The sequence below is a fragment of the Synechococcus sp. Nb3U1 genome, assembly GCF_021533835.1.
Lineage (GTDB): Bacteria > Cyanobacteriota > Cyanobacteriia > Thermostichales > Thermostichaceae > Thermostichus.
On record NZ_JAKFYQ010000002.1, the window covers coordinates 581,600 to 593,095 of the forward strand.

Below are 11,496 nucleotides of genomic sequence, written 5' to 3' on the forward strand. Positions count from 1 at the left end.
GCTAGCAACCCCCTCTCAATTCATCAGCCACGGATAGCCGGAGCCGACTCCACAGCCGCCAAATCCAAGGGGAAGTTGTGAGCATTGCGCTCATGCATCACTTCCATCCCCAAGTTGGCACGGTTCAGCACATCAGCCCAAGTCCCCACGACGCGGCCATTGCTGTCCACGATGGATTGGTTGAAGTTGAACCCATTCAGGTTGAAGGCCATGATGCTGATGCCCAACGCCGTGAACCAAATCCCAATCACAGGCCAAGCAGCCAGGAAAAAGTGCAGGCTGCGGCTGTTGTTGAACGACGCATATTGGAAAATCAACCGACCAAAGTAACCGTGAGCCGCCACGATATTGTAGGTCTCTTCCTCTTGGCCAAACTTGTACCCAGCATTCTGAGACTCATCTTCAGACGTCTCACGAATCAAGCTGGAGGTCACCAAAGACCCGTGCATCGCCGAGAACAAAGCCCCACCAAACACACCGGCCACACCCAACTGGTGGAACGGGTGCATCAGGATATTGTGCTCAGCTTGGAACACCAACATGAAATTGAACGTCCCAGAAATCCCCAAAGGCATGCCATCAGAGAAAGAACCTTGGCCAATCGGGTAAATCAAAAACACAGCGGTTGCCGCTGCCACAGGAGCCGAGTAAGCCACCGCAATCCAGGGACGCATCCCCAAGCGATAGCTCAATTCCCACTCCCGACCCATGTAGCAGAACACACCCAGCAAAAAGTGCAGCACAATCAGCTGGTAAGGGCCGCCATTGTAGAGCCACTCATCCAAAGAAGCAGCTTCCCAAATCGGGTAAAAGTGCAGGCCAATAGCCGCAGAAGAAGGCACCACAGCACCAGAAATGATGTTGTTGCCGTAGAGCAAAGAGCCAGAAACTGGCTCCCGGATGCCGTCGATGTCCACTGGGGGAGCACCGATGAAAGCGATGATGAAGCAGGTGGTGGCAGTCAGCAAAGTGGGGATCATCAATACGCCGAACCAGCCAATGTAGAGACGGTTGTCGGTAGAGGTAACCCACTCACAAAACTGCTCCCACACGTTGCTCGCAGAGCGACGTTGGATAACAGTAGTCATGATTTGGTACGGACTTCCCGTAGGAAGCGCGAAGATTTACACCCTAAGATTAAGTTATCCGTTAAGTTTCGTCAACCTACCCCCCTCTCCCTGAGAAGGGATCCCTCTAGCGATGGGTCCATCCGCGGCTGGGCGAGAAGAGGGTTCTCAGGGCTTGGTTTAGATTTGATTCCATCACCACTCGGTCTTCATAAGCCGCGATCACCCGGGTCAGTTGAGGGAGGCGCCCCTGTTCTGCTTCGATGTAGAGAGGCTGCACGTACAGCAAAGAATTCTCAATCGGGATCACCAGAAGCGTGCCCAGGTTCACCCGGGATCCATGCTGGTTCCAGAGAGCGATTTGCTCAGAAATACCGGGATCCTGGTTGACACGAGCTTCCACCTGCTCAGGCCCATACACGAGTCGTTGCTTAGAAAACTCATAAACCAACAGCTTGCCGTAGTTTTCGCCATCACAGCGGGCCGCCATCCAGCCGACCATGTTTTGCTTGTTGATCGGGGTAAAGGGAGAGAGCAAGACGAATTCCGGCGGATTACTCAAGCCAGAAAGCGCCTGCTCATCCGGCAAGGTCAGGATCAGGTACTGGGGCTGCATCGGGGTGCGGCGGCGGTTACGGAATTGATTGGGGATCTGCCACTGATCTTCGCGGTTGTAAAAGATGCGGGGATCCGTCATGTGGTAGGTGGCAAACTGCTGCACCTGTACCCGGAAAAGGTCTTGTGGATAACGAATGTGTTGCCGTAGAACCTCGGGCAAGTCGCTTAGGGGGTGAAACAGGCTGGGATAAATGCGGTCATAGGCTTGAATTAAGGGATCCTCCGGCTCAGCGATGTAAAGATCAAGGCTGCCGTTGTAGGCATCCATCACCCCCTTCACAGAATTGCGAATATAGTTGAAAGAAAAGGAAGAAGAGGTCGCATGTTCTGAGTAGGGGTAACGGCTGCTGGTGGTGTAGGCATCGAGAAACCAGTAGAGCCTTCCATCCACAATCACCAAATAGGGATCCTGGTCATAGTGCAAAAAAGGCATTAGCTGGCGGATGCGCTCCCGAATTTGGCGCCGGTAGAGAAAGCGACTGTTTTTTGAGAGTTCTTGGCTGATTAGAATACGCAAATCACCGAAATGCCAAGCGTAAAGAAAGCGTTGCCAGAGGTGGGGAATCGGCACTCCGCCTGTGCCTCGGTAATTGCCGTACACATAGCGATCTGCTGCTGGGTAATCCAATTCACGCGCCTCGGTGCCCACAAACACATCAGTGGTAGTCAGCTCACCATAGTAGAGGGCCGGTTGATCCACCCGCAGCACAGAAGCCACCTCTGGGTAGCGCGGAGAAATGCGCGGCGGAATATCCGATAGGAAAAAGTCCGGCAACCCTTCCGGTGTGACCACATTCACCGGGCTGAGGGTGAGACCATAGCCGTGGGTGTAGAAAAAGCGCTCGTTAATCCAGGTTTGGGCGGCGGGGGGCACTTGGGCGAAGTCCAGCTCGCGGGCGGCGTGCATCACCTGGCGCAGTTCCCCCCCAATGCGGTAGCGATCCACATTCACATAAGGAAATTGGTAGTAGGGGCGAATCTCTTGTAACTGCCGGTAGGTGGCCAACAGAGGATCTGCATCCCAGAGGCGCACATTGGTCAGGGTGGGTTGATTTTGTTCGAGCACCTCTGCTGTCAGGGATCCCTCTTCTAGAAAAGGCTGCACGGTGATGTTGCTGAGGCCAAAACCGGCGCGGGTGAAGCGGATGTTGTGCTCGATGTAGGGGCGTTCTAGCTCCAGCTCGTTGGGGGAAACCAACAGCGTCTGTAGGATTTGTGGGTACAAGCCAGTGGTTAGCACTCCAAACCCCAAGTAGGCCCCCCAGAGAAGAGCTGGAGCCAGCAGAGAACTGGCCCAGGGGTCGCACAACTGTTTCGGTAAAGGTAAGCTCAGGCGCGTGCCCTGCCGAGCCAGGACAAAAAAGCCGATGGCCGTCAGGAGGGCCACCCCGCTCATTAGGGTAGTGGCTGGTAGCGTCGCATGGACATCCGTAAAGCTGGCCCCAAACACAACACCCCGACTGGAATAGAGCAGCTCATAGCGATCCAACCAATGTCCCCAAGCCCGCAGCAAAAACAGGGATCCCCCCAAAATCAGTAGATGCCGCTGGGCAAATAGGGAGAGGGCCATGGTGAGCCGCTGTTCGGAAAGTCCCAGTTCTACCAGATAGATGATTACCGTGGTGATTAGGGTGAGGAGCACCAGGTTAAAACACCACTGTTGCAGAGTCTCCCAGAAGGGCAGGCTGAAGAGGTAAAAGCCGAGATCTCGGCTAAAAATCGGATCGGCCTCCCCAACGGGCCCTTGGTTGAGCCAAAGCAGCAGCGTAAACCAGTGATTGGCAAGAGACCAAGCAAAAAAGCCACTCAAGCCCAAGGCAATGACCCAAGCCCAGGTCAGGGTTGCCCCCCGCCAGCAGGAACGGATGTTGGATCCCGCCACCACCAAGGCGAAGACGAAAGCTCCTAAACCCAGCCCCCAACGGGCTACAACCCGCGTCCACAGCACCGGCAGGGCATTCAATTCGGCGAACCAAGCCAGATCCACATAAAAAGCTGCCAACCCTGTGATGGCTAGGAGCCCTAACCCTATCCAGAGCAGCAGGATCAACCCTCGCCGCAAGGTCTGCATTTGCCCCATGACAGTTGGCTCAAAGCTGCTCCTGATGATCTTAGCGGCACAGTCGTTTGGATAGGGCTAAAGGGCTATATATAGCCCTTTAGAGGACTTTCTCCTGGATTTGAGGCTGGCCCACCACCTGTTGTACCGCTTGTACCAGTCCTGCCGGCCCACCTTCTACCTGAACGACAGGGATCCCGACTTGAGTTTGTAGCGCTTGCCAGGTGAGATCATCCAAAAAACGCTCCCCATCCTTGAGGGTGACCTGAGGCAGCAGCAGCACATCATAGTCCGCCAAATCGGGGACAGAGCGCAGGGCACGCAGCACATCTTGCCCCGTCAGTAGCCCGGTAACCGTCAGGGTTTGCCCCCAAAACTGGCTGGCAATGGGCAGCAGGGTGAGCCGCAAATTGGGGATCCTATTCATGCGCTGCACGATCGGCTGAAAGGCTTGCCCTACAGCATTGCCCACCAACCACAGGCCCTTTAGGGGGGATGCCAACCCAGCCGGTAAACTCACCTGCTCAAACTGGCTCAAAAACAAGCGCAGGGATCCCACCCCATTGCCCAGTTGCGGGTAATCTTCGTAGTGCTCTGCGGGGGGAAATTCCCAGCCTGCCAGCAGGTACCACTCATCTGCTAACCAAGCAAACGTGGATCCCAATTCCTGCCGAAACTGAGCCTGCAATCCCTCGACTTGCCGAATCACTTCTTGAGCCTTGGCCGCATCCACAGGCACTATCTCGTCATCGGGGGGGCGAAAGCGGGTTAAACCCACGGGGACTACGGCTGCCGAGAGCACAGTGGGGATCCCATCCTGAGGGAGGTGAAAAGCCGCCAAATCTAGGAGGGTTCGGTTTAGGTGCTCGGCATCGTTCCAGCCAGGGCAGACGACCACTTGCGCGTGCAGTTGCAGGCGATGCTCTCGAAACCAGGTCAACTGTTCTAGAATCTGCCCTGCTCGCGGGTTTTTCAGCAATCGGCTGCGCAACTCCGGCTCTGTGGCATGTACCGATACATACAACGGGGAAAGGCGCATACGGGCGATGCGATCCCATTCGGCGGCGGGCAGATTGGTCAGGGTGAGATAACTGCCGTAGAGAAAGCTGAGGCGGTAGTCATCATCCTTGAGGTGCAGGGTGGCCCGCATCTCGGGGGGCTGTTGGTCGATAAAGCAAAAGGAGCAGGCGTTGGTGCATTGGATCAACCCATCGAACAGGGCGGTCTCGAATTCCAGACCCAGATCCTCGTCAATCTCTTTTTCTAGCTCCACTCGGTGCAGGATCCCGCTCGTATCCAAAATCTCCAACTCCAGGTCTTCTTCAGCAATCAAAAAGCGATAGTCGATCAAATCTCGGGGGCGTTCTCCGTTGATGCTGACCAGAGCATCTCCAGGTTGGATCCCCATCGTTTCGGCCAGGGATCCGGGCAGAACAGCGCTGATGCGGGCGGGTTTGAGGTTGGCACGAGACATAAAGGGGGAAGGCTATCGACCTCTCAGAGCAAGGATCCAGGGCAGCACCAGAGAAGGCTTTACCCAAGGCAGCGGAGGAGCACTGTCTCTAGCTCAGGCTGGCTCAGTTCCGTGACCACAAACACCTCCTGCACACTGGTTCCTTTGCGGGCAACCAGCTTGTATCCACCTCGGATCGGCACCGAAACGCGCAACTGCAACTGCGGGATCCGCCCCCGACTGTGGGACAAAGCGCCTGGGGTAACGGTTTTAATGCCCGCTTGCTGGATCAAACCCTCCAACACGGGGATCAGACCAGAAATATGGGTGGAATGATTCCAAACCAGGCGACCGGAAGGCTCAGACATAATGGCAACGGGAGGAGTGGGATCTCTATGCTATTCCCCTGAAAAGCCTGTTCATGCTCAAAATCCAGCCTCTCACCCCCGAACGGATCGCCCAAATGGCGGCAGGAGAGGTGATTGATTCTCTGGCGGCCGCTCTGCGGGAATTGCTGGAAAATGCTCTCGATGCCCAGGCGAGTCGCATTCAGGTGGAGCTTTGGCTGCAGCGCTGGCAAATTCGGGTGGGGGATAACGGCGAAGGGATCCCAGCCTCAGAACTGGAGCAGGTGGCGCGACGACACACCAGCAGCAAACTGAGCCACCCCAGCCTGGGATTCCGGGGGGAAGCCCTGCACAGCTTGGCCCAGTTGGGATCCCTGACCATCCAAACCCGTCACGGCGTCGATCCGCATGGGTGGCGGGCCACCTACAACCGCGACGGGGAATTGCTCCACCAGCAACCGGCAGCCACAGCCCTGGGTACTGTGGTTACCGTCACCAATCTCTTTGGAGAGTGGCCTTTGCGCCGTCAGGAATTGCCCCAAACTCGCCCGATCCTGACGCTGCTGCAGAATGTTGCTTTGGCTCATCCTGCGGTCAGTTGGCAGGTTCACCAAGATAGGCGCTTGCTCCTCAGCCTTTGGCCAGGGAAAACCTTACAAGACATCCTTTTGCAACTGTTGCCGCAACTGGATCCCTCCGATTTGCGCTATTTGTCTATCCAGCAGCAAGAGGCCGACTGGGAAATTCTCTTGGGTTTGCCGGATCGACTGCATCGTCCCCGACCTGATTGGATTCGGCTAGCGGTGAATGGGCGCTTTGTGCAGTTCCCCGAGTTGCAGCGGGTGATTCAGTCGGTTTTTCACCATACCCTGCCCCGCCACCGACATCCCCTGGCTGTGGTGCATCTGCGCCTGCCCCCTGAGCAGGTGGATTGGAATCGTCATCCCGCCAAGAGTGAGCTGTATGTGCATGAACTGGCCACCCGACAGGAGCAACTGCGCCACTATCTGCACTCTCTCCTCAGCCCGGGATCTGGCCAAGCTAGCCGCCGCTCCGTACACCTGATTCGCGCCAGTGAGGCCAAACAGACTTACCGGATCTCACCCAACCCAGCCCAGAACCCATCTACCCAACCTGCTTTGACGGGATCCCTGCCCCCCCTCAAAGCCCTGGCTCAATTGCACCACATCTATATCCTGACGGAGCATCCCCAGGGGCTGTGGTTGGTGGAGCAACACCTGGCCCATGAGCGGGTTCGCTACGAGCAATTGCAACAGCACTGGCAGCTGGTCGAACCGAATTTTCCCCTGACTCTGGAGGGACTCTCGCCACAAGCGCTGCAACAGCTAGAACATTTGGGGTTAGAGCCAGAGCCCTTTGGCCCCCATATCCATGTGTTGCGACGGATTCCCCTGGCTTTACTTCAAGAAGATCCTCAGGGCATTCAGGGATCCCTCCTCGAACTCAGTCGCTGTGAAGATTTACCCTCAGCCCAGGTGGCGGTAGCCTGTCGAGGTGCTCTCCGCAATGGGATCCCTCTGACCCTGGAGCAGATGCAACGGTTGCTGGACGCTTGGCAGCGCACCCTCAACCCCCATACCTGTCCTCATGGCCGCCCGGTTTATCTGGCCCTGGCAGAAACCGATCTGGCCCGTTACTTCCGTCGTCGCTGGAGCATCTGCGACCGGCCTGGGGCGGGTCAGGGGGCGGGATCCCTGTTGGAACTGGATTCCCTTGGGGATAGATTTGCCACACAAGTCCGCCAGACAACGGATGCTTCTGCGCTCAGGCCGAAGGACGGGATTAAGCCATCCCCACTATAATCGGGGGTGTTAACTGCCGTAGCTGTCCAGAATCCAATGGCCTACTATCTCAAAACCCAAGAAGAGCCCTGGCTACACCGTCATTCCCGCACAATTTTGGCGGTTTTGGCCGGGTTGGGATCCCTGTTAACGGCTTATCTCACCTTCAGCAAACTGACGGAGCAACCTGCGGCCTTCTGTACCGGCGATGGCGGCTGTGATCTGGTGCTCTCCAGCCGTTGGGCGGAGTTTCTCGGGATCCCGACGGCGGCGGTTGGTCTGTTGGGTTTCTTGGGGGTTTTGGGGTTGGCCCTGATTCCGGATGGGATCCCAGTGGTGAAGCAATGGCGTTGGCCAGCTTTGTTTGGCTTGGTTTCCGCCATGACCGCCTTTGAAATGTATATGCTCTACCTGATGGTGGCGGTGCTGCGGCAGTTTTGTATGTACTGCACGGCGGCGATTGTTTTGGTGGCGGGGCTGTGGTTGGTGACGGTGTTGGGCCACCGCTGGTTAGATTGGGGCAAGATGAGCTTCGGCTACATCCTGGTGAGCGTATTGACCTTGATCACCACCATTGGCGTGTATGCCAACCAAGTGCCCCCGCCCAGCCCATTTGCGCTAGGGTTGGCGGCCCACCTGCGGGAGACAGGCGGCACCATGTACGGTGCTTACTGGTGCCCCCACTGCCAGGATCAAAAGGATTTGTTTGGGGCGGCTTTTGCGGAGGTGCCCTATGTGGAGTGCTCCCCCAATGGCCCCGGTACCCCGCAGGCGCAGGAGTGTACCGAAGCGGGGGTGAGTAGCTATCCTACCTGGGTGATCAATGGTCGCACCTACACGGGCGTGCGCTCCTTGGAGTCGCTGGCGGTGGCCTCAGGCTATCAGTTCCATCCCGGAGAATAAGCCTTAGGGGTTTGCGTCCAAGGGTGGGGTGAGGATGTGCACCCGGTTCCGCCCCGCTTGCTTGGCTTGATAGAGGGCCTCATCCGCCTGTTGCAGAGCGACTTCTGGCTCTAGATGGTGATCTTCAGTGATCACGACCCCGCCAATGGTAATGGTGATGGGTAAGCTGCGTTTTGGGGAAACGGCGATCGGGTGGTTGCTGATCACCCGTCGCAAAAAGTCGGCATAGCGGTAGCTGCGGGAGGGATTGAGCCCGGGGGTAATACAGACAAACTCTTCGCCCCCATAGCGGTAGATCAGGCTGGAGGGTCGCAGTTGGTTTTGCAGCCGACCGGCAATCGCTTGCAGCACACAGTCACCGATGTAGTGGCCGTAGGTATCGTTCACCTGCTTGAAGTGATCCACATCCATCATCAGCAGGCAAAGATAGCGGTAACGGGCTTCCCCAAACCGGGGCCCCACCTGTTTGAGCAAATGGGGCAGCGCCTGATCGAGGGCACGTCGATTCAACACCCCCGTCAAGGGATCCGTCAGAGAGAGGGACTCCAGCAGATTGTTGCGGGCTTGCAGTTGCCGATTGGCTTGGGCCAGCGCCTGGGTGAGCCGTTGCAGCCGTAGACCTGCCCGTACCCGCGCTTTTAGCTCATCTGGGTTAACCGGTTTGGCAATAAATTCATCCGCCCCCGCATCCAACCCCCGCACCCGATCCTTAATCTCAGAACGCGCCGTCAGCAAAATGAAGTAAACAAACTGGCCGTTGGCGGATCCCTTCAGGCGGCGACAGAAATCCACCCCCGACAGATCCGGCATCACCCAATCACAGATGATCACATTCGGCAGTTGTCCTTCTTCCAGGCTTTGTATGTACTCCAGGGCCAATTTTCCACTTTCTCGGGTTTCGACCTGGTAATCAGAACTTCGCAATACTTCACTAATGTAGTTACGGCTGGCCGCATCGTCATCCACCACCAAAATGCGGGGAGCCTGCGTGAAGACATAGCCTGAAGATCCCCCCCCATCCAAGGGCTCGCTCCCCTCGGGAGCTTGGGCGGGCAGATGTGGATGTGGGTCGTTGGATAGCATGTGCCGGAAAACCCTTACCCGGAACTGGGAGTAGCCATGTAGGAGTGATTGGAAACCCGCTCACGGATCCCGAGGTGTAACGCTTCTACAAACTCCCTGACCCGAATCGGGTCAATGAGGGGAAAGGGATCCGCTCGCGTGAGCGGGACGGAGTCCTTATACCCTGCTGGAATACTCACGGAACGAGAAGATCGTTTGAGGGAGCTAGCCACAATCACCCCATCCGCCTGCCGAATCAAGCTGCCAATATTCTCTGCAGTGGCTCCGGAGCCGATCAACAAAGGTACATGGGGGGCAACGGTGCGGGCCAGCTCCAGTTCCTCAAAAATGGGTGGGTTACCCGTAGCCCAGCCGGAGAGGATGATGGCATCGGCTAAGCCGCGCTCGACGGTGTCGCTAATGGCGGCGGTGAGGCCCACGGGACCTAGGGGCTGGGCATGTTTCACCAGCACATCAGCAAAAATTTTGATGTCGGCCCCCAGCTCACGACGGTAGCGCATCAGGCGGTGGGCATCCCCCTCGATGATGCCTTGGTCGGTGGCCATCACCCCCGAGAGCACATTCACCCGAATAAACTGCGCCCCTACACAAGCGGCAATGGCCAGAGCACTGTGACCATCGTTGCGCAAGACGTTGATCCCGAGGGGCAGAGAGACCAGCGTTTTCAGCCGTTGGACAACGACCGTCATGGCGCTCACCACCGCCGCGTCCACCTGATCCTTGGCAAAGGGGGCATCGTAAAAGTTCTCGACGATGATCCCGTCTACCCCCCCCGCCGCCAGAGCCGTGGCGGCCTGTTCCGCTTGGGCGATCACCCACTCCAAGTCGCCTCCCCAACGGGGGGATGTCGGTAGCGGCAACAGATGAACCACCCCGATGACTGGATGGGCAGTTTTGAAAAGATGTTGCAGCAAGTTCACCGGCAGGCTCTCACAGGAATTCCCCACGATCTTACGCCCGGATCTTCCCCAAGTCGGCATTCTTTAAGGGGAAGTGTAATCTACGGCTGGTTAAGGAATGGGTTTATGGGTCTGCAGCAGCACGTATGGGGGCCTTTCGGTGGGCGGAGATTCCCTGCAGCAGTCGTTTGACCATGCCCGGCCCTTCGTAAACCCAGCCCGTGTACACCTGCAGCAAACTGGCTCCGGCTTCCAGTTTCTCCAGAGCATCCGCCAGGGTAAAAATGCCCCCCACACCGATGATGGGTAGTTTCCCTTGCGTGGCTTGGTGAATATAGCGAATCACCTCGGTGGAACGGGCGCGCAGGGGTGCACCGCTGATCCCGCCCGCTTCTTCGGTAATCGGGATCCCTCTGCCGGGTAGGAAACGGGTTTGCAGATGGTTCCGCCGTAGGGTGGTGTTGGTGGCAACAATCCCGGCCAGTTGGTGGGTTTGGGCCAATTCCAGGATCCCGTCAATTTCTGGCCAATCCAAATCAGGGGCAATCTTGACCAAGAGGGGTTTCTGCCCTTGGTTCTCCTGCTGCACAGCCACCAGGATCGGCTCCAGTTGTTCGGTGGCTTGTAAAGAACGCAACCCTGGTGTATTGGGGGAGCTGACGTTGACCACAAAATAGTCCCCCAGTTCCTTGAGTAGGCGGAAACTGGTCAAATAGTCCGTGGCCGCTTCTTGCAGTGGGGTGACTTTCGATTTGCCCAGGTTCACCCCGATCGGGATCCGATGCTGCGGCAACTGCCGCAACCGTTTGGCTAGGGCGGCAGCTCCCTGGTTGTTAAAGCCCATGTGATTGAGCCCCGCTTGATCTTGCGGCAGTTGAAACAGGCGTGGTTTGGGGTTGCCTGGTTGTGCCTGAGCAGTTACAGTGCCCACTTCCACAAAGCCAAACCCCAAACTGGGCCAGGCTGCTAGCCCAAGACCATCTTTGTCAAAACCGGCTGCCAACCCAATGGGATTGGGAAAGGTGAGGCCCCATAGCTTGACCTGTAGGACGGGATCCTCATAACAAAACAAGCGCTCTAACCCAGCCAGAACGCCGGTGGCGTGGGTTGTCCCCATCCAGTGCAGAGCTTGCAACAGCTGAACCTTCAGGGTTTCGGGATCCGCCCTGAAGCCAGAGAAGAGAAGGGGCCGCAGCACATCTCGATACAGATTCACCACCCTTTCACCGTTCGGGATCCCTCAAGAGCCCCGCCATCAAACTCTA

General features: G+C 57.1%; 9 protein-coding genes. 2 read left to right on the forward strand and 7 right to left on the reverse strand.

Annotated features, from left to right (window positions below):
• Positions 1 to 23 precede the first annotated feature (23 nt).
• The 4 genes from psbA to L1047_RS13305 all read right to left on the reverse strand — a co-directional run bounded on the left by psbA (position 24) and on the right by L1047_RS13305 (position 5,565).
• On the reverse strand, positions 24 to 1,088 hold the full coding sequence (gene psbA, locus L1047_RS13290) for a photosystem II q(b) protein (protein WP_235279446.1): 1,065 nt from the start codon (positions 1,086 to 1,088) through the stop codon (positions 24 to 26).
• A gap of 106 nt (positions 1,089 to 1,194) precedes the next feature.
• Positions 1,195 to 3,765, reverse strand: a complete 2,571-nt coding sequence (locus L1047_RS13295) for a UPF0182 family membrane protein (RefSeq protein ID WP_235279447.1) — start codon at positions 3,763 to 3,765, stop codon at positions 1,195 to 1,197.
• Between the two features lie 79 nt (positions 3,766 to 3,844).
• Complete coding sequence (locus tag L1047_RS13300; protein ID WP_235279448.1) at positions 3,845 to 5,218, reverse strand: TIGR03279 family radical SAM protein; 1,374 nt, start codon at positions 5,216 to 5,218, stop codon at positions 3,845 to 3,847.
• Positions 5,219 to 5,277: 59 nt separating this feature from the next.
• Positions 5,278 to 5,565: a DUF2103 domain-containing protein gene (locus L1047_RS13305; protein WP_235279449.1), complete on the reverse strand. Its 288-nt coding sequence runs from the start codon at positions 5,563 to 5,565 to the stop codon at positions 5,278 to 5,280.
• A 53-nt stretch (positions 5,566 to 5,618) separates the two neighbouring features.
• Here L1047_RS13305 and mutL point away from each other — a divergent pair, with 53 nt between their 5' ends.
• Together mutL and L1047_RS13315 are read left to right on the forward strand one after the other, a co-directional pair.
• Complete coding sequence (gene mutL / locus L1047_RS13310; protein ID WP_235279450.1) at positions 5,619 to 7,367, forward strand: DNA mismatch repair endonuclease MutL; 1,749 nt, start codon at positions 5,619 to 5,621, stop codon at positions 7,365 to 7,367.
• A 36-nt stretch (positions 7,368 to 7,403) separates the two neighbouring features.
• Positions 7,404 to 8,249 carry a vitamin K epoxide reductase family protein gene (locus L1047_RS13315; RefSeq protein ID WP_235279451.1) on the forward strand — a complete coding sequence of 282 codons (846 nt, stop codon included), beginning with the start codon at positions 7,404 to 7,406 and terminating at the stop codon, positions 8,247 to 8,249.
• A gap of 3 nt (positions 8,250 to 8,252) precedes the next feature.
• On the opposite strand, the gene L1047_RS13320 is transcribed toward L1047_RS13315, so the two are convergent.
• The 3 genes from L1047_RS13320 to L1047_RS13330 form a co-directional block, all read right to left on the reverse strand.
• On the reverse strand, positions 8,253 to 9,332 hold the full coding sequence (locus L1047_RS13320) for a diguanylate cyclase (protein WP_235279452.1): 1,080 nt from the start codon (positions 9,330 to 9,332) through the stop codon (positions 8,253 to 8,255).
• Between the two features lie 14 nt (positions 9,333 to 9,346).
• Positions 9,347 to 10,252, reverse strand: coding sequence for a photosystem I biogenesis protein BtpA (btpA, locus tag L1047_RS13325; protein WP_235279689.1), 906 nt, complete (start codon positions 10,250 to 10,252; stop codon positions 9,347 to 9,349).
• A gap of 103 nt (positions 10,253 to 10,355) precedes the next feature.
• Positions 10,356 to 11,447: a quinone-dependent dihydroorotate dehydrogenase gene (locus tag L1047_RS13330; RefSeq protein ID WP_235279690.1), complete on the reverse strand. Its 1,092-nt coding sequence runs from the start codon at positions 11,445 to 11,447 to the stop codon at positions 10,356 to 10,358.
• Positions 11,448 to 11,496 lie beyond the last annotated feature (49 nt).

Bases quoted from the DNA above. Each gene is read 5' to 3' on its own strand.
- L1047_RS13315 (WP_235279451.1), top strand. From the start codon at position 7,404: ATGGCCTACTATCTCAAAACCCAAGAAGAGCCCTGGCTACACCGTCAT.
- L1047_RS13300 (WP_235279448.1), bottom strand. From the start codon at position 5,218: ATGTCTCGTGCCAACCTCAAACCCGCCCGCATCAGCGCTGTTCTGCCC.
- psbA (WP_235279446.1), bottom strand. From the start codon at position 1,088: ATGACTACTGTTATCCAACGTCGCTCTGCGAGCAACGTGTGGGAGCAG.
- L1047_RS13305 (WP_235279449.1), bottom strand. From the start codon at position 5,565: ATGTCTGAGCCTTCCGGTCGCCTGGTTTGGAATCATTCCACCCATATT.
- mutL (WP_235279450.1), top strand. From the start codon at position 5,619: ATGCTCAAAATCCAGCCTCTCACCCCCGAACGGATCGCCCAAATGGCG.
- L1047_RS13295 (WP_235279447.1), bottom strand. From the start codon at position 3,765: ATGGGGCAAATGCAGACCTTGCGGCGAGGGTTGATCCTGCTGCTCTGG.
- L1047_RS13320 (WP_235279452.1), bottom strand. From the start codon at position 9,332: ATGCTATCCAACGACCCACATCCACATCTGCCCGCCCAAGCTCCCGAG.